The sequence below is a fragment of the Paenibacillus sp. 01L418 genome (genome assembly GCF_056400045.1).
The window spans coordinates 1-19,743 of record NZ_JBFTSN010000087.1 but is presented as its reverse complement, the minus strand read 5'-3'; the positions used below and the strand labels follow the sequence as shown (position 1 = coordinate 19,743).

Annotated in this window: 12 protein-coding genes; 9 read left to right on the top strand and 3 right to left on the bottom strand. The window is 46.5% G+C overall.

From position 1 onward, the window contains the following. The 4 genes from AC1DSE_RS13540 to AC1DSE_RS13525 form a co-directional block, all read left to right on the top strand. On the top strand, positions 1 to 958 hold a 958-nt coding region (locus AC1DSE_RS13540), incomplete at its 5' end, for a sugar phosphate nucleotidyltransferase (protein WP_477527782.1). A 29-nt stretch (positions 959 to 987) separates the two neighbouring features. Beyond that, positions 988 to 2,328, top strand: coding sequence for a UDP-glucose dehydrogenase family protein (locus AC1DSE_RS13535; RefSeq protein ID WP_076269089.1), 1,341 nt, complete (start codon positions 988 to 990; stop codon positions 2,326 to 2,328). Positions 2,329 to 2,356: 28 nt separating this feature from the next. Beyond that, entirely contained in the window at positions 2,357 to 5,599 is a 3,243-nt protein-coding gene (locus AC1DSE_RS13530; RefSeq protein WP_477510691.1) for a hypothetical protein, read from the top strand. Positions 5,600 to 5,684: 85 nt separating this feature from the next. Further along, positions 5,685 to 6,542, top strand: coding sequence for a hypothetical protein (locus AC1DSE_RS13525; RefSeq protein WP_477510690.1), 858 nt, complete (start codon positions 5,685 to 5,687; stop codon positions 6,540 to 6,542). Between the two features lie 55 nt (positions 6,543 to 6,597). Here the strand turns inward: AC1DSE_RS13525 and AC1DSE_RS13520 are convergent, their stop codons facing one another. Then, positions 6,598 to 6,954, bottom strand: coding sequence for a helix-turn-helix domain-containing protein (locus AC1DSE_RS13520; RefSeq protein ID WP_477510689.1), 357 nt, complete (start codon positions 6,952 to 6,954; stop codon positions 6,598 to 6,600). A gap of 706 nt (positions 6,955 to 7,660) precedes the next feature. On the opposite strand from AC1DSE_RS13520, the gene AC1DSE_RS13515 reads away from it, so the two are divergent. Next, positions 7,661 to 14,548: a rhamnogalacturonan lyase family protein gene (locus tag AC1DSE_RS13515; RefSeq protein ID WP_477510688.1), complete on the top strand. Its 6,888-nt coding sequence runs from the start codon at positions 7,661 to 7,663 to the stop codon at positions 14,546 to 14,548. Positions 14,549 to 14,622: 74 nt separating this feature from the next. On the opposite strand, the gene AC1DSE_RS13510 is transcribed toward AC1DSE_RS13515, so the two are convergent. Further along, positions 14,623 to 15,792 (bottom strand): hypothetical protein, encoded by a 1,170-nt coding sequence (locus AC1DSE_RS13510; RefSeq protein ID WP_477510687.1) that lies wholly within the window; start codon positions 15,790 to 15,792, stop codon positions 14,623 to 14,625. Between the two features lie 144 nt (positions 15,793 to 15,936). Here AC1DSE_RS13510 and AC1DSE_RS13505 point away from each other — a divergent pair, with 144 nt between their 5' ends. Together AC1DSE_RS13505 and AC1DSE_RS13500 are read left to right on the top strand one after the other, a co-directional pair. After that, positions 15,937 to 16,875, top strand: coding sequence for a VanW family protein (locus AC1DSE_RS13505; protein WP_477510686.1), 939 nt, complete (start codon positions 15,937 to 15,939; stop codon positions 16,873 to 16,875). A gap of 352 nt (positions 16,876 to 17,227) precedes the next feature. Further along, complete coding sequence (locus tag AC1DSE_RS13500; RefSeq protein WP_076269083.1) at positions 17,228 to 17,515, top strand: HesB/YadR/YfhF family protein; 288 nt, start codon at positions 17,228 to 17,230, stop codon at positions 17,513 to 17,515. Positions 17,516 to 17,609: 94 nt separating this feature from the next. Here AC1DSE_RS13500 and AC1DSE_RS13495 read toward each other — a convergent pair whose 3' ends face one another. Beyond that, entirely contained in the window at positions 17,610 to 17,777 is a 168-nt protein-coding gene (locus tag AC1DSE_RS13495) for a hypothetical protein (protein ID WP_477510685.1), read from the bottom strand. 238 nt (positions 17,778 to 18,015) lie between these two features. Here AC1DSE_RS13495 and AC1DSE_RS13490 point away from each other — a divergent pair, with 238 nt between their 5' ends. Together AC1DSE_RS13490 and AC1DSE_RS13485 are read left to right on the top strand one after the other, a co-directional pair. Further along, positions 18,016 to 18,798, top strand: a complete 783-nt coding sequence (locus AC1DSE_RS13490; RefSeq protein ID WP_076269082.1) for a formate/nitrite transporter family protein — start codon at positions 18,016 to 18,018, stop codon at positions 18,796 to 18,798. A gap of 2 nt (positions 18,799 to 18,800) precedes the next feature. After that, positions 18,801 to 19,715: an L-lactate dehydrogenase gene (locus tag AC1DSE_RS13485; RefSeq protein ID WP_430059526.1), complete on the top strand. Its 915-nt coding sequence runs from the start codon at positions 18,801 to 18,803 to the stop codon at positions 19,713 to 19,715. Positions 19,716 to 19,743 lie beyond the last annotated feature (28 nt).

Genomic DNA, 19,743 nt, shown 5'->3' with positions numbered 1-19,743 from the left:
ATCGGGAGCAGATTTAGCGCTTATGGGCGTGAAGCCAACATATCCTTCGGAAAAATACGGCTATATCGTTCCTGAGCTTGCAGCTGAGGCGAACAATTATGTCAATGTAAACAGCTTTAGAGAAAAACCCCGCGAAGAAGAAGCGGCAGCCATGATTGAGCAGGCTGCACTTTGGAACTGCGGGGTTTTTGCATTCAAGCTTGATTTTCTCATTAACATTCTGATTGCTAATGAACTGCCGATTCAATACGACGAGATGCTGAAGCAATACGGGAAGATGCCGAAAAACAGCTTTGACTATGAAATCGTAGAAAAGTCCAATCATATCGTGGCATTGCCATATGAGGGCGATTGGAAAGACCTTGGAACTTGGAACACCTTGACCGAGGAAATTGAAACGCCGCTTATTGGAAAAGGGATTATTTCGGGAGATTCAACGAACACGCATGTCATTAATGAGCTCGACATCCCGATTACGCTGCTGAATGTATCGAATGTCATTGTAGCGGCGAGTCCGGACGGAATTTTGGTGTCGGATAAAGCGGCTAGTCCTATGATCAAGGAGGTCATGAAGCATTCCGACCAGCGTCCGATGTATGAGGAGCGTCGTTGGGGCCGCTATCGTGTGCTTGATTATTTGAAATATCCCGACGGCAAGGAAGTGCTGACTAAACGAATATGCGTTGCGCCAGGACGTAACTTAAGCTATCAATATCATCTGCTGAGAGACGAGGTATGGACGATTGTTGCCGGACATGGCGTCATGGTGCTGAATGGTCGAAGCTTTGAAGTGAAATCAGGCGATGTGCTAACGATATCGAAAGAAAGCCTTCATAGTCTGCGCGCAGAAACAGAAATGGACATTATCGAAATTCAGACAGGGACGGAGCTTATAGAAGAGGACATCGTCCGGCTTGCCTTCGATTGGAATGAGATTATGCAAATATGCACCGTATAAATAAATCATTCAATGAAGGAGCGAATAGCATGAACATCACGGTTATTGGAACTGGCTATGTGGGGCTCGTCTCGGGCATTTGTTATGCGGAGCTTGGCAATCGCGTCATTTGCGTAGACAAGGACCCGCGCAAAATTGAGACACTAAACGCTGGCGGCATTCCGATCTATGAGCCAGGCCTCAAGGAGCTCGCAGCGTCGAACCGAGCAGCAGGAATGCTGACCTTCACGACTGATTTGCGAAGCGCGGTACAGCAATCGGACATTATCATTTTGGCGGTAGGAACACCGCCGCTGCCAAATGGCGAGGCTAATCTATCTTACATTGACCAAGCAGCCATAGAGATTGCTAAGGCGATGAACGGTTATAAAATCATAGCGGTAAAAAGCACTGTACCCGTTGGAACGAATGAACGTCTAGCAACCGTCATCGCCTCCCACACGAGTGAGTTGTTTGACAGTATCTCGCTGCCAGAGTTTTTGCGCGAGGGCTCGGCGATACAAGATACGCTGCATCCCGATCGCATTATTATTGGAGCCAGCTCACAAAGCGCAGCAGAAATTATGAAGCTGCTTCATATTCCCTTAACGGAACAAATCGTCATTACGGATATTCGCAGCGCTGAAATGATTAAATATGCGTCCAATGCATTTCTAGCTACCAAAATATCATTTATCAATGAGATCGCTAATATTTGCGAGAAGGTAGGCGCAGATGTAACGAAGGTAGCTGAAGGAATGGGTTATGACAAGCGAATTGGCCCATCATTCCTAAAAGCGGGAATCGGCTACGGGGGCTCTTGTTTTCCTAAAGATACAAGCGCCTTAATTCAAATTGCCGGACATGTTGATTATGAGTTCAAGCTGCTGCGCTCGGTAGTAGAGGTCAATCAGGATCAACGCTTTAACGTCATTCGCAAGCTGGAGACGATATTTCAAGGTGAGCTTTCAGGCAAGACGATTGCAGTATGGGGGCTTGCATTCAAGCCGAATACCGATGATGTGCGCGATTCGCCAGCATCGGAAATTATTCAACATTTGGTGGACAACGGCGTTAAGGTCAAGGCTTATGACCCTATTGCGACTGACAACTTCCGCACTTTATATGAAATTAGCGGTGTTGAATGGTGCGAGGACGCGATGGAAGCGGCAAAAGATGCGGATGCGCTTTGCTTGCTGACAGAGTGGGAGGAGTTCTCGCATGTTGACCTTGGACTGCTTCAACAAGTATTAAAGAGTCCGATTCTGATTGACGGCCGCAATGTTTTCGAAGAGGAGCATTTGGTTGGTACTGAATTTGTTTATTACTCCGTAGGCCGCCCTAGCCTTAATCAAGGCGTAAAGCAGCAAATACCTGTATTACAATTTTAAACCAAACTAATGACCAGAGGTGAATGAAATGACGTTTCGAAAAAAAGTAACCTTATCTGCGCTGGCGATCTCTATGCTTACAGCATCGCTAGGCGGATTGCCGCTCAGCCAGAAAGGGCTGACCGAGAAGCTGGGATTTGTTCAAGCGGCGAGTGCCGCAGAAGCTGCGCTGCCTTCAAGCGTGTTTTTGGAGCGTATGCAGGCTCTATATGCAGCACTAGCAGCTGGGGACAAGAAGGACATGCAAGAGGTTAAAAATTTGCGAGATGAAATTGCCGGTTTGGATGAAGCAACAAATCAGCAGCTGATCGATCCGATTTGGACCAAAATTAGCGAGAAGCTTCCTGAGTCTGCCGATAAAGCAGAACTTAAAGCGAGCCTGTTCCGGTTGATCAAGGCTGTAGGCTCCTTCCGTTACGACCCTGAAGCCTCTGATTTGGAGGCTATTCGCACGAATCCAGAGTTTCGTGCAACGTTAAAGACGATTGCAGCTGCCGGCGGTGACGAGAACATCCGATTAGAAGACTTTCTTGTCTTTATGTTTGGCGATGGCAGCAACCGTAAAGGCGTGGAAGGAACGATTGGCAGCCTGATCGCGGAGAAGTCTCCGGAGGAGCTGATTTTGCTGCTTGGCAATAAGCAGGGCATTGTAACGGTTCTTCTTCAAGCGATGGAGAAGCTGATGGGTGAGACAAAGGAGTACAAGTTCAGCTCTATTTTGAAAAATTTAGGCGTGACGCCGCAGGATGTAAGAGCGACCGTACAAAACTTCCAGGTGAAGCTTCAGAAGGACGAGCCTGCGATCAGCGCGATGACTGTGGCGTATATTCGATCAAGCGTGAAGTCAAGCGTGAAAATAGACTACACCGGTCGTGTGCATTCGTATAGTTTAAATGTGTTCGGCGTATATCTTTTCCCACAAGTGCTGCAATGGTCAAAGGTATCCGGCGATTCTAATGTAAAGGTATTGCCTACGGGTGTCGTAACTATACCGGATGCTGCGAAAACCGGCACAGCTGTTATTCAGGCTAAGCTTATTAATCCATACGGTGGCTCGGCGAAAGTCATATTTGAGCAAGAGGTAACCTTAAACGCTGCAATTTCGCATGAGACCGAATTTCCTGTAGAGTCATTCCTTGCGCGGATGAATAAGCTGCATTCTGCTCTAGCAGCAGGAGATCCAGCAGATATTGGGGCTGTTCGCAATTTGCGTGATGAGCTTGCCGGGCTGGACTTTGCTAAGGATCACAATTTAATTGATCCGATTTGGAAGAAGATTACGGCTAAGCTGCCCGCAGAAGCAGACCAAGCAAAGCTGAAGGCTGTTTTATTCAATATGGTTAAGGAAATTAGCTTGATTCCATATGACCCGCAGGCTGCAAGTTTAGAGGAGATTCGCAAAAATCCAGAATATCGTGCTGTGTTAGCTGAGCTTGGAGCAGCCGGAGGCGGCGAAACTAGCTTTGTAATAGACGATATTCTCATGTTTTTATTTGGCGATGGTGGTGTTATTCCAGGTGTAGATGGTGCTATAAGGCAGAAGCTTGCCAGCCTGTCACCGACTCAGCTGCTGCAGTTGATTGGAGATAAGCAAGCGATTTCCACACTGCTGCTCCAGAAGACAGAGGAGCTGCTAAGTGAAACCGGCAATTATAAGTTCAGCTCCGTTTTAAGCCAGTTGGGTGTAACGGCGGAGGAGTCTGCTGCAACCATGCTTAACTTCCAAGCTCGATTGAAGATGGATGAGCCAGCAATTCAAGCGCTAATTATCGCTCATATGCGCTCCGAAGCTGTCGAGGCTGTTAAAATCAGTGAAGACGGCCGTGAGCAAAAATTCAGCTTGAAGGTGTTCGGCGTGGATGTTCCGCCGCTTGCGCTGCGGTGGAGCAAAGTATCTGGAAGCAAAGATGTGAAAGTATCTACTGGCGGTACGGTTACGCTTCCGCGAGGCGTTGCCAGCGGATCGGCGGTTGTTCAAGCGACGTTGATTAACCCATATGGTGGACAAGCTAAAGTTATTTTTGAGAAAGAGGTTACGTTAACAGCTACAAATGGAGAGGGAGAACACTTCCCAGCAGAAGAATTCCTTGAGAGAATGAATAAGCTTCACGCGGCACTGCTTGCTGGAGATCCTTCGGATGTGCAGGATGTACGCAATTTGCGCGATGAGATCGCCAAGCTTGATTTTGCCAAGGATCAATCCCTTATTGATCCTGTCTGGGTCAAGATTGCTCCTAAGCTTCCCGCATCGGTTAATCAAGCGGAGCTGAAGAAGACTGTGTTCCAGATCATTCAGTCTGTAGGCTCCCTGCAATATGATCCAGAAGCGAAGGGACTTGAAGCGATTCGAACGAATCCAGAATTCCGTGCTGCACTGAAGACGATTGCCGCTGCRGGCGGGGTAACAAGCCTCAGCATGGATGATTTCCTCGTTCTGTTGTTCGGTGATGGAGCTGACCGCCTTGGTGTTGAAGGGACCGTTCGCAAAATTATCTCGGATATGAAGCCGCAGGAGATCGCTCAGCTGCTCGGCAACAAGGAAAAAATAAATGCGGTTATTATGGAAGCCATGGGTGAAATTTTATCCAAAAAGGATGATTATGCATTAAGCGAGGCGCTGAACAACTTAGGTGTTAAATCGGCTGATGTACGACTATCTGTTTTTAAATTCCAACTAAAGCTTAAATATGATGAGCGGGCCCTTAACGCATTAACAGTTGCTTATATCCGTTCAGAAGTTATTTCGGCGGTGAAGATTACGGCTAGCGGAAGGCAGCATGAATACAGCTTGAAGCTGCTTGGCACTGTTTTGCCATCCTCGTTCTTGAAATGGAAGAAAGTATCGGGAAGCAAAGATGTCACAGTCGATTCGCGAGGGAAAGTAACGATTCCGAAAAAGGTTGCTAATGGTACGGCTGTTATTCAAGCGACGTTAGTGAATCCATACGGCGGCTCTGCTAAAGTGATTTTCCAGCAAGAGGTGACGCTCGTTAATGAAGATGTCGAAATTGATCCTAAGGCAGAGTTTAAGAGAATAGCTGAAGAATTGGATAGCAAGCTGAACGAGGTTAAGAAAAAGCTGAAAGCAGCGACTAACGATGAGCAGAAGGCACAACTGATCATGGATGTTGTACAGGCTAGAAATGTAGCTGTTGATGAGATCAATAAAGTAAAAACAACGAATGCGCTGAAAAATAAGGCGATAAACGAAACGAAAAGCAAGGTCAACAAATTGCTTACTACCATTATTACGGAAATCATGCGATCTTAACAAAAAGCAGCCAGTCTTCCTTCTCGTCTAAGAGAAAGGAGACTGGCTTCTTTCTATTCAAAACGGAAGGTGGTATGAGCATAATATGAGCAAGCATCATGCAAGGAAGAAACGGCGTCCGCGGCTTCAAAAGCCGGATACGATTAATATTATTTTAGGCTCATTAACGCTTATTCTATTATTTGTGTGGGGCGGTCTCTATTGGAATGAATCCTCACAACAATCACTTATTGTGAATGCGAATGGCGCAGCATTAAACGAGCAAGCACAGCTGAGTGAGGAAGAACTGTATGGGACAGCGCCTGAGAAAACGAGTCCAACTGTAGATGGCGTACCGCCAACGACTGACAAAACCGGCAAACCAGTGGAACAGGTGGCAGGTAAGCCTGCTGGAAGTGGAGGGGAAGCTGTACTGCCGGAGAAAGAGGCGGATAAGCCGGCTGGGGAAAATGAAAATCCCGTTCAGACGACGAAGCCATCAAGTACAACTAAACCGAACAAAGGGACGGAGACGAAGCCGAATGATGGTTCAACGTCAACGCCAACGACAAAACCAAAGCCAACGCCTTCGCCTGATCAGCCAAATGTGCCGGAAACGGAAGCTCCAATTACGTCAACAGAAAAGTATGAGCAGCAGATTGTTCAGATTCAAGCTAAGTGTACGCAGGATATGAATGATGTATTGGCAGGGGCGGAAACAAGTGTTGCACAATTGGATATGTCTGATCCTTACGCGTTTCAGGAGTTAAGCCAGAAATGGATGGATGGGCTTTCGAAGGTGGAAGCGACATGCAGTACGAAAATGCAGGGAATTATTGCACAAGCAGAAAAGGATAATGTGGAGGCAGAAATTACGGATAAGTGGGAGCAAACGTTCAGCGATCTCATGCTGCAGCTTCAAGGGCAATTCGAGGCGAAGCTGCTGCAATTGATGGGCGGTTGAAGCTAAGAACGTTTGGAGTTCCTTATTTTAATCAAATATAGATATAGTGAATAGATCATCCATCCTTTGGCAAGGTGCGATCACGGAGTACACGTTCGAGCAAGTTGCGAATTAAATCCAGATCGTCCTTTTCCAAAGGAACCCCATCCCAGTGCAGCTGTTCATAATTCAAATATTCCTTCGCATTATGATTGAGCTCGATTGGCGGCTCAGGATAATCAGTAAGCCCAAGAAGATAATCAGCGGAAGTGCGCAGCTTGCGTGAAATAGTTTGAATGGATTCAAGAGTCGGCTGTCGATAGCCGGATTCATAGCCTGCATAGGTGCTTTTCGCAACTCCTAAATAATCAGCAACTTCTTGCATCGTTAATTTCCTCGATTTACGCAGCTGTTTAAGGCGCTTCGCAAACATCAATATCCCCCTCTCCAACGTCACAAAGTCTATTTTAAATGATCATATTGCTTGCAAGGTAAATGCACACATAATTATATCATGTTTTCCAATTGCATGTACAAATCAGAACACTAGCTTGTTGTAAGCAACCTTACAGCCGCCAAAAGTCCCTCTCCGACTGCGAATTGACTCCATAAGCACATCTATGTGCTTATAACCACCAAACTCATGATACTTCAAGGCTCTAAGAACATATACGTGCTAACAGCCAATTTAGATCACTATTTCAACGCTGGTTTTACTCCATAAGCACATATATGTGCTTACAGCCGCCAAACTCATGATACTTCAAGGCTCTAAGAACATATACGTGCTTACAGCCACCATAAATCCCCACTCCAACGGCCCACCTAACTCTATAAGCGCATATATGTACCTACAGCTACCAAACTAACATAACTTTAAGGCTTTTAGAACACCGACTTGCTTACAGTCGCCTTCACTAATCAACAACCCTGTATGCCGCCGCCGAAGTCTGTCGTTTTTGCAAAAGCTGCCTAAATACACGGATATTTGAACAATCATTATGGTTTTTTCTAATGAAAGCGCATTCTTTATAAGAGTACTATTAAGAGGTAAATATTTCTTGCCAAAAATTTTGCATGATTGCTAGAAACGTTTACAGCTTATTTTAGCCCATTTATGAAAGGGGAACAAATGCTGAATGAGTAAGCGATTGAAACGGAGCATGTCGTTAGTGTTGGCAGTAGTTATGGTTTTCTGCACGGTTTTTGCTGGATTTACAAATGAGCAAGCAGAGGCCGCGCAAACTGCACAGCCGCAGATGTGGAAGTTTGATTTTGGTTCAGCGCCAGCACCTGCTGGAAGTACAGGCGGTCCTGTTGCGGATGGTTATATCGGAATTACTGGAACGACGCTTTATACACCTGAGAAGGGCTATGGTTTGGATATGAATCTTGCTTCTCGTTTTCGAGGGGCAGAATCACCGGATAACGTAATTAATGATTTTGTTTTGGGAGGAACAAATGTTCCTTTTGTATTCAAAGCGGACATACCTAATGGCAACTATAAGGTCACGCTTTATTCCGGTGATCTTCTTCAAACGACTTCTACCTACAAAACGAAGGTAACGATTGAGGATGTAGCCGGGGAATCTATCAACTCTCGCAGAGCTGTAGAGAGCAAGGTTTATAATGCTTCAGTCGCAGATGGACAACTAAATATTCAACTGACAGGCGATGGAACATTCAGTGTATTGAACGCTGTTATTATCGAGCAAGTACTTCCTTCTGCGCCAGAAGGACTCATGCTGACGAGTATAAGCGCAAGCGGAGTTTCAATGAAATGGACAGCTGTCACGGATGCAGTTTACTACCATGTATACCGTACGACTGGCGGCAGTGAGCCAAGTGAGCCAATTGCTGAGCAAATCAAAGAAACGAGCTATTCCGATGCTAATGTAAGTGTTGGGGACAGCTATACGTATTATGTTTCGTCCGTCAATGCCTTTGGCCAGCAGTCGCCTTTAAGTACAGCTAGCGAGGCTGCCTTGATTCCGATGCCGCAGTCTCCTGTTTTTCCCACCAATCTAGCAGTTACCGAAGTGAATGCCGCCTCTACTCGGCTTGCTTGGGGCGCTTCTGTTGGAGCGGCGGACTATGTCGTATATCGTTCGGATGCAGTGGATGGGACGTATGCTGAGATTGGCCAATCAGCAGCATCGTCGTATATCGATCAAACAGCGAATACCGCTATCGTGCAATATTACAAAATAAAAGCACGGAATGGACAAGTCTTGTCCGACTTCTCGGCTTACGCGGCAAGCACCGTGTATGTGCCGCCGGTTGTCTTGCCGGATGGAGATGTAAAACGTTTTGATTTTGGAAAAGGTTGGGCAGCCGATGGTTATGTTTCCGTTTCCTCTGCTGCTGCTTATTCTGCGGAGCGAAAATACGGATTCGGTGATCCGGCAAAGGTAAGCTTCGTCGACCGCGGCACAGCGGATGCGCTGCGCTCGGACTTCAGCATCGTAAAGGACACATCCTTCATTGTGGATCTGCCGAATGCAGATTACACCGTGTCTCTTATTGCAGGGGATCTGAATGACGTAACAGATATTTCAATTACGGTCGAGAACATGGAAAAGGTAAAACGACTGGACGGCAATGCGGTTAGGCCAGCAGGTCAATTTCTTGAAATGAGCTTTGATATTGCGCTGGTAGACGGGCAGCTGAACTTCGAGTTTGCGGGTACTGCTCCAAAAATCAACGCGCTCGTCATTACGAAAAAAGCAGAGCGTACACCAGGCGAGCTGCCTACTATTTATCTTGCAGGTGATTCTACAGTACAAACGTACGATCCGTACTGGCTTCCACAAGCGGGCTGGGGACAAATGATTCCAAGCTTTTTCTCTGAAAATGTTATTTTCAAAAATCATGCGATCGGCGGTCGTAGCACCAAAAACTTTATATCCGAAGGCCGCTTGGACGAGGTGCTGAGAGCTATTAAGCCGGGCGATTATTTCCTCGTGCAATTTGGTCATAATGATGCAACGATTAGCGTTCCGGATCGTTATGCATCTCCAGCTGATTACAAAAACTATTTGAAAACGTATGTAAACGGCGCGAAGCAGCGCGGAGCAACGCCAATTCTTGTGACGCCGATGGGCAGGCGCAGCTTCAACGCCGAGACTGGAAAGTTTAACGTCAGCTTCCCAGAATACGTGCAAGCGATGAAGGAAGTGGGGCAGGAGCTTGACGTTAACGTGGTTGATTTGAGCACGCTGAGTATTGCGTATTACGATTCAATCGGTCCAGCAGCAACGTTATCCGTGTTCCTTCATACGCCAGCTGGTGTATACGGAGCATTCCCGAATGGCTCCGCTGATGATACGCATTTCCAAGAATATGGCGCCATCCAGCTCGCGCGTATGCTCTCGGCAGCGATCAAGCAGCTGGATTTGCCTCTGGCTCAATCCGTAAAAGAAATTGAATTGCCAGCAAACGTGCCAGCTAAGCCGACCAGCCTTGTCGCTGGAAGCATAAGCAATGCAGGAGCATTGCTCAAATGGGACAAAACAGCAACAGCTGATATTTACAAAATCTATCGCAAGCTTTCCTCAGAGCCGGATAGCGCGTATGCCATGATTGGTACTTCTACACTTCCGACGCTGAATATGGGCGGCCTTGTTGAAGGGAACAGCTATCATGTTTATGTGACAGCAGTGAATGGCAAAGGAGAGTCTGCGCCATCCGATTCCATCTTTATTCAAACGAAATCGGCATTGTACAAATATGATTTCGGAACGATTGGCGGTGTAGTTGAGGCCGGTTATACCGAGGTTACTCGCAATACGATTTACACCGCTGAACGCGGATATGGCATAACGGACAGCACAGGTATGATAGATCGCGACCGCGGAGCGGGTACGGATGCGCTCAGACGAGACTTTGTTGCTTATTTTGGCAATAGCTATGAATTCAAAGTAGACCTGCCAAACGGTTATTATTCAGTCAAAACCTATACGGGGGACTGGATCGGGTCAACGAAAACGAATATTTATATTGAAAATAAGGATTATGGCACGGTATCATCGGGCAAGGAAAATATTGCTGAACGGGTGTTCAACATGATTGCCGTTAAGGACGGCCAGCTGAACATGATCCTCAGCGGCCAGACTGCTCATTTGAATGGAGTTGAAATAACACCGCTGCTTCTAGCGCCTACGAAGCTAGAGCTAAACGATCTTGATTTGAGCAGCAATCCAATTAAGGCGGAGCTTTCATGGACGGGAGTTGCGGATGCTGTAAAATATCATGTTTATCGCAAGGCTACTGTCGCAAGCAGCGCTGAGCTGCTAAGCGTGACGACGCAACCAACGTTTATTGATACAAGCGCGGATGTTGGCCTTGAGTACGTATATTCGGTGTCGGCAATAGACAATACCGGATTTGAGTCGGTGACATCTAATTTCCTACAGGTGTCCATGATTGATCCGAATGTGGAGAAAGCAGCGATTCCATCTGGCCTTGCGCTTGCTTCCATTCACAAAAACGATATCAGCTTCACTTGGGATGCCGTTCCACAGGCAAGAATGTACAATGTGTATCGCGCCAAAGAAGCGAATGGCCCTTATACGTTGATTGGAAAGTCATCTACGGCAGCTTATACCGACAACACCGTTTTGACGACGATTCCTTATTACTATAAAGTGGCCTCTGTCAATGAGGGCGGCATTTCTGAGCTGTCGGGTGCTTTGGAGACGCAGGCAATTACAACGCTTGTTCGTGCAATGGAGTATCTGGATCGTTCGCCTGTCGCCATTAAGACGGAGAACGGCAACTATTTGGGATGGCGTATGTTAGGACTTGATCCAGAGTCAATCGGCTTCAATGTTTATCGTGACGGCGTCAAGCTTAACGATGAGCTAATCACGAAGAGCACGAACTATGTGGATACGGTGGGTACAGATACATCCTCGTACCATATTAGATCGGTGCTGAGCGGTGTTGAGCAGGCGGCGACAAGCAGCTTCGGCGTTTGGCAAAAGCAGTACAAATCAGTGCCGCTGCAGAAGCCAGCCGATGATTATACGAAGGACGGACAGCCGTACTCGTATTCAGCGGGTGACGCTAGCGTTGGGGATCTCGACGGTGACGGTAAATATGAGATTGTCATGTTATGGTCGCCATCCAACAGCAAAGACAATTCCCAAGCCGGTTATACGGGCATTGTGTATATGGATGCTTATAAGCTAGACGGCACGCGGCTATGGCGCATTAATCTCGGACCAAATATTCGAGCAGGAGCGCATTATACGCAGTTTATGGTTTATGACTTGGATGGTGATGGACGTGCGGAAGTAACGTTCAAGACAGCAGATGGCACGATTGACGGAACGGGCAAAGCCATCGGTGATCCTAGCAAGGATTATCGCAACAGTACCGGATATGTTTTGCTAGGCAATGAATATTTAACCGTATTCGAGGGCTTAACTGGAAAAGCGCTTGCCACAACAGAATATGATCCGCCTCGCGGTGATGTTGCAGCGTGGGGAGATACTTACGGCAATCGGGTAGACCGTTTTCTAGCAGCGGTCGCGTATCTTGACGGCGAGAAGCCGAGCTTAGTTTTTAGCAGAGGGTATTACACACGTACGGTGCTTGCTGCTTATGACTATCGCAATGGTCAGCTGACGAAGCGGTGGGTATTTGACTCTAACGATGAAGGAAACGGCTCCTTTGCAGGCCAGGGGAATCACAATTTATCGATAGGCGATTCGGACGGCGACGGCAAAGACGAAATTCATTTTGGCGCGATGGGTATTGATGACGATGGCAAGCCGCTCTACAATACGGGACTTGGTCACGGTGATGCGATGCACTTTGGCGACCTTGACCCTGAACGTCCGGGACTGGAAATATTCGCTGTACAAGAGCATAGCGACTCCCCATACGGGATGGATTTGAAGGATGCGCGTACAGGCGAAATTATTTGGGGGATTCATACCGGCGTAGATACCGGTCGCGGGATGTCAGCGGATCTCGATCCAAGATATTTGGGTGAAGAGATGTGGAGCGCCAATATTGTAAGTAGCGAGCATATCCCGGTTACAGGATTGTACAGCGCCAAAGGCGAGAAAATAACGACGAGCATCCCAAGCTCGACAAACTTTGGCGTATGGTGGGATGGCGATCTGCTGCGCGAGCTGCAGGATTATAATCGCATCGATAAATGGGATTATATGAATGCAAAAACGGTTAATTTATTGACCGCAGTTGGCTCYTCTACAAATAACTCGACGAAAGCGAACTCTAGCTTGCAGGCTGATTTGTTCGGCGACTGGCGTGAGGAGATCATGTGGCGTTCAGAAGACAGCAGCGAATTTAGAATCTACTCTACTGTGGATGAAACTGAATATCGCATTCATACGCTGATGCATGATCCGAACTATCGTTTAGGAGTAGCTTGGCAAAATGTTGCTTATAACCAGCCGCCGCATCCAAGCTTCTATTTAGGAGACGGAATGGCGATGCCAGCAGCTCCAAATATTCAATATATTCAAGTGCTAGTTACCTCGATAACGGTAACAGCGGCAGGGCAAGCCGATTCTGTTAAGGTAGGCAGCACGCTCCAGATGAATGCAGAGGTTCATATGGATACTGCGGCTAACAAAAGTGTTGTTTGGTCAGTTGTGAATGAGGATGGCAGCCCTACTGCTCTGGCAGCAATCGGAACAGATGGCCTGCTTCATGCGACAGCGGAAGGAAAGGTAACCGTCGTAGCGACGGCTGCGGATGGATCGGGTGTAAAAGGGGAGAAAAAAATTACCCTGCTTGCAGATCCAGTCGTTTCACCAAGTCCAACACCGACACCAACACCAACTCCAAGTCCAACACCGGATTCATCGTCGGGTGGAACAGCGCCAACTCCAGCACCTGCTGGCAATCAAGTAACGGTTGAAGCAGTGACAGTGAACGGAAAAGCGACAGCGGTGGTAGAAGCTGCGGATCTCCAAAAAGTGATCGAAGCAGCAGCGAAATCGCTCACCATTAAGGTGAATGCGGTAGGTTCTGCCAAATCAGTAGAGATCAGCATTCGTGGCGGTGCGTTTGCGGGCTGGAATACGAAGGATGAATTATCTTTAACAATTGATACAGGCTCGGCAAAAGTAACCCTTTCGAACAAAGCACTTAAGGGTGCGCTTGGCGCAGGTACAGAAACGCTAAAACTATCAATCGATAGGATGGATACTTCTGGACTCTCCGAGGCTATTCGAGAGAAAGTTGGCGATGGAACCGTCTATGATTTCAATCTATATGTAGGCGATAAGAAAATAAGTGAATTCGCGGGCGGCAAGCATGCACTTGAGATAAGTGTTCCTTATGTGCTTAAGCCAGGTGAGAAGCCGGGCAATGTGGTCGTTTATTATATCGCAGACGATGGCAAATTCGAAATCATTCGCAATGGAAAGTATGATGCAAAAACAGGGATGATCACCTTCAAAACGAATCATTTCAGCTATTATTCTAGCCTATACGCGGCATCTGCATTCACGGATCAGAATCAAGCTTTATGGGCAATCGATCCGATTGAAGCATTGGCAGCGCGCAGCATTGTTAATGGCTATGGAGATGGCAGCTTTCAGCCAAATGGCGAGGTGACACGAGGAGCATTTGTGAAAATGCTGATGCTGGCATTAGAGCTAGAAGACAGTGAAGAAGTAAGCAGCTTTAACGACGTGAAAGCAGGCGCATGGTACGCCAGCTCAATTGCCGCAGCTGAGAAGCTTGGCATAATAAAAGGCAAGTCTGACGGAACCTTTGGCGTCAACGAGCTTATCTCACGGCAGGATATGGCCGTTATGGCCTACCGTGCAGCTGAGGTAGCTGGCTTGAAGCTTGTGAGTGGAAGCGCAATTGCTTTCACCGATCAGGAGGAGATTGCCGATTATGCAGCCAAGGCTGTTCAGGAAATGCAGTCGACAGGCATTCTGAACGGCATGTCGGGTAATACATTTATGCCAAATGGATGGAGTACAAGAGCACAAGCAGCAAAAGTCATTTATTCGATGATGAGCATGCTCGAATAAAATATGTCAACTGAGCAGATCCCTATAGCGAAGGAAAGCCGAATGATTCGGATTCCGCAGCTATAGGGATTTTTTTATTCAATAATATCTTGAATATGCCATGGGGACTTAGCGGTTTCTCGTTTGAACATAAAGGTATAAACACTGCTTCGGCGAGGCTTATTCAGCTGATGGATGGATACAGGCAATCTTATTTCGGTCGTTAAAGCATCACCAAGCTCATCGGTGTGGATCTGACCTTTGGATTTTGGCGGGATTTGCTCTCGTATGGAAACGAGTGACTCCATAACATGTAAGATGGAAGCGAGCTTTTCCTTTGGCATTTCTTTGGCGAGCGGAAGCAACAACTCATGGTCTTGATGATACATCGCTTCAACGAAGCTTCTAGCCAGAACGCTCGGCGGAACAGATTCGAAATAAGGTTTGATTTGTCCAGCAGCCTTATGTACCATCATTTGGTGCGCAGGGTCTGGAGTATCTGATTTATGGGTGGAGCTGCCTAGAAAATGAATGCAAAAGTGTCCAGAGAAGCCATTCTCCGGAATGCCGTCTCCGCCATGCGGCATGCCATTCATAGAAGCAGCGATCCAGGTGTCGCCGGAGTGGACGAGTATGGCCTTTCTTTTCCAGCTCCATTTGTCATTATAAATTTGCTTCATAACACGGGAATCTTCTTTCGTTAACGGCTGAACATCTGCATGATCGCTGCCTGCGCGCCGTTGTACATGGAAGGTTAATCCCGTCTCCAGCTCCGTCACGGAAAACATGCTTTTTTTAGGCAAAAGCTCCGTTGCTTGCTGCCATGTCAACAATTTCCCGTAATGCTGTGTCCGCAAACCTTCGGCTAACCGAACCAGCTTCTTAGCTAGCTTGTCAGGCAAAATTATTTTTTCTGCTTTTGCTTCGTTCCAGAGCTGTCCTGAGCGATCCAAGCGATAATGTACCGTTTCAGCAGACTTTAATGCGATGTCTATATCGGAGTAATAGTCTATCTCAGCTTCAGGAACATGCTTGGATTGACGCAAAGCGGCATTTATTTCTTGGCTTTCAATTTGCAACTCGCTCATAAATGAGGATTGTTGGCCAGAGCGGACAGTCATAATCATTATATGTTGCTGCTGCTGCTCATTTGATTTTTTGGGCTTCAACATCAACGTCTGTGCAGCGGCATCGTTGGCTTGTAAGGTTAACAGCGATATAAGAACGAATATAACAACAGCTGCTTTTCTCCAGATCCGGGTCATAAGTTGTCCTCCTCCAATCACAATTGTCGTTATCTTTATATTCAGCCAATTTCCCGTTAATTATGTGGTCACCGCGTATGCATGCTTCTGCCTAAAATGATTCATACTAGCACGGATACTACCGTATAGGGGTGATTAACGACAATGGGATTGCCGTGGATTCTGGCCATATTGTTTTTGTTCCAGCAAGGAGCATATTCTGATTCTTTAGTTATCGAGCATGAAGGCCATGCGATTTCGGAAATGAAACGTGCACAGTATAGCGATTCGATGACTGGCATTCCGCTCGTTAATCAAGAGAAGCTTGATAAATTTATGGATGAGCTTGATAAACGAGTGCAGAAGCCTCCTATTAACGCAGCGCTTGATGGAGCGGGGAGAATCATGTCCGAGCAGACAGGAAGTAAGCTTAATCGGAAAGCGTTCGAGGAGCTGTTTTACAGCTTTATTTATGAAGGGGAACTATTAAAGCTTGAGGCTCCTCTGCTAACGACTTATCCGAAAGTAGACAGTGAGCTGCTCTCGAACATCAAAACCAAAAAAATTGGACTCTATGCTACATACTACAACTCACGCAACAAAAACCGTTCTCATAATGTTGAATTAGCTGCGAAAGCAATTAATAACCATGTCGTTTTCCCGGATGAACGGTTTTCTTTTAATGAGGTTGTTGGCATGCGGACAAGGGAAAAAGGGTATTTGCGTGCTCCAGTCATTGTGAGGGGAGAGGTTTCGGAAGACGTCGGCGGTGGTATTTGTCAAATTTCATCTACCCTCTTTAATGCAGTGGATCGGGCAGGACTCAAAATTGTTGAGCGCTATTCACACAGCCGGCATGTCAAATATGTTCCGCCAGGACGCGATGCGACGGTAAGCTGGTATGGGCCGGACTTTGTGTTTCAAAATAAATATGATCAGCCTGTACTCATTCGTGCTTATGCGCAAGGAGGGCAGGTCAGCATCGTTATTTGCTCTTCGGAAGACGTTAATGCAAAAACGAGACAAGTGCCCAGCGCCTCAAAAAAATTGCCTGAGGAAATCAAGCTGGAGATGGATGCTGGCGGTTCGGAGCCAAAAAAATAAACATGAAAGATTAGATAAGAGACTGCCGAATGGGCAGTCTTTTTATTATGTAATTTATTGCTAGATCTCAATTGCAAAGGTAAAGTAAAGCAAGTAAGAGATGCTTATGGATTACAAAATTGTTTTTTCGATGTAGATGGAACGATTACGCACCAAGCTGCTGATTTTGTTACCAAAAAGTCGAGCGAGGACGGAATTGAGTTTTCGCTCAAAAAGTATGGGATTATATAACCCTTTCCTTCTTATATGAAGATGGGCGCTTTTTTGATGATGGTTTGGTACGTAAGGGTTGACACCGCTAAGCGATTTCGTGATGATGGAGTAGAGCATGTAGCGGAAGGAGCTGACCGAGATGAATTTAATAGTGGAACAACCAGCAGCTCGCTGGTACAAAAAAGAAATGGGTCTTTCCGATGGTGAAGCGATTCGTATTTACGTTCGCCTGGGCGGCTGCGGCAGCGTTCATCCAGGACTTTCACTTGGCATTATGAAGGATGAGCCCAAGACAGCGGGACTTCGTGATGTCGTAGAAGGTATTACCTATTTTATAGAAGATGATAATCTGTGGTATTTGGATAATAAGACGCTTCGCATTTCTTTTGACGAGAAGTATGAAGAAATTAAAATGGTTGTGGAATAACCACATGGCATAGCAGGACAACAAAAAAGGAGCAGCTCCAATAGGTCATAAACCTTAAGGAGCTGCTCCTTTTTTGCGTGTTGGCGCTTATTTGCTACTTATCAAGAGGCGATTCTGCTTCAGTTTTGTCCTGGCATGAGCTTTTTGAGCAATTGCAGCATTTGCCGTTATGACGATGACCAGCTGCCTTGTCTTTATCATGCGGTGCTCCGTTTTCTGTATTCTCCTTGTTATCCTCATTTAAAGATGCCTGTATGTCCACTTTGTTTACCGCCATCCTCTCATTTGCCGATCACTTATTTCTATTATAAAAGAATGATCATGGAGGCCACATCGGGGAACCTCCCTATTTGCTAATCAGCTTTCGCTTAGAAACCCTTAGCTATAGTTCAGGGAGTTCCCCGACATACAAATGGAAGAGAATCCCCTAAACTAAAGGTGTAGCAAACGAAAGCGAGCACAGCATAAACGATTAACACCACACATTAGGAGGATTTCATATGGAGCATGCTCCTTTGAGAAGGGTTGAACAGCTTGCTTTGAAGAAGCAAAAGGTGTTTCTGACAAGCAAGCTGAGATATATATTGCGAGCCATGTTAGCGAGTATGTTTATCGGATTTGGCGTAATCGTAGCGTTTAAGACAGGCAGTTTTTTCTATGAGTCACATAGTCCGCTAACCTATCCAATGGCGGCGATAACGTTTGGTGCAGCAATCATTCTAATCGCATATGGCGGAGGAGATCTTTTTACAGGAAACACCTTCTATTTCACCTTTGCAGCTCTTAGGGGCAAAATGCGCTGGCTAAACGTTGTAAAGCTATGGTGTGCAAGCTACGCAGGCAACTTTCTAGGTGCAGTTGCTTTCGCCCTTCTCATATGGGCAACCGGATTGTTCAGCGATGCATCCGTTAATGGATTTTTACTCAGTGTCGTAGAGAAGAAGCTTCACGCTCCGGTATGGGAATTGTTTTTCCGAGGTGTATTGTGTAACTGGCTGGTCTGCTTAGCGTTTTTTGTTCCGATGTCACTGCGCGGAGATGGGCCGAAATTGTTCGCTATGATGCTATTCGTATTCTGCTTCTTTATTTCAGGCTACGAGCACAGCATCGCTAATCTTTGCACCTTTGCCATTGCGCTTGTGCTGAATCATCCGGGAACCATTTCACTCGAAGGCATGATTCATAATCTTGTACCTGTAACACTAGGTAATTTAATCGGTGGYTCCGTCCTTATGGGCGTTATGTATTATTTCGTAAACAAACCATTTGAAGAGGTGGAATAACAATGAAAAAATCAAAAGTTGTCGTTATTGGTGTAGGAGCAGTAGGATCCACAACAGCCTATACGCTGCTGCTTCGCAGCCGGATGGATGAGCTTGTGTTAATAGATGCGAATGCAGGCAAAGCAGTTGGGGATGCGCTTGATATGAATCACGGGATGCCATTCCTTGGTCAGACTAAAGTATGGGCAGGCACTTATGAGGACTGCAAGGATGCGGATATCGTCATCATTACAGCTGGAGCAGCTCAGAAGCCTGGGGAGCCAAGGCTGAATCTATTAAAGCGCAACATTGCCATCTATGAAAGCATCGTATCCGAAGTATTGAAATACAATGATGACGGCATTCTATTAATCGCGACGAATCCGGTAGATATTATGAGTTACTTCTGCCAGAAAAAGTCGGGCTGGCCAACTCACCGTGTAATCGGTTCAGGCACATTGCTCGATAGTGCTCGTTTCCGCTACCTGATCGGCGAGCGATTGCAGCTTGACCCGCGCAGCGTACATGCCCATATCATTGGGGAGCATGGGGATTCCGAGCTTCCATTATGGAGCTTGGCAAACGTAGCTGGTTCGTCCATCTCGCTTAGCGAGGAAGAAAAGTCAGACATCTTTACGCATACGAGAGATGCAGCCTACGAAATCATAGAAGCGAAAGGTGCCACTTATTACGCTATTGCGTTAGCACTGGATCGCATTGTAACTGCGATATTGTCCAATGAGTCGGCTGTACTCAATGTATCCACGTTAGTTGAAAACTACCACGGCATATCGGATGTATACATGGGTGTTCCGTGCGTTGTTGATCGCAATGGAGTAAGAGAGGTGCTGGACATTCCGATTACAGAGGAAGAAAAAGCGCTGCTGCACCGTTCGGCGAACAAGCTGAAGGAACTGATTGAAACGATCTCGGTTTAGACAAAAATAAGAGGAGCTGATCGTCATG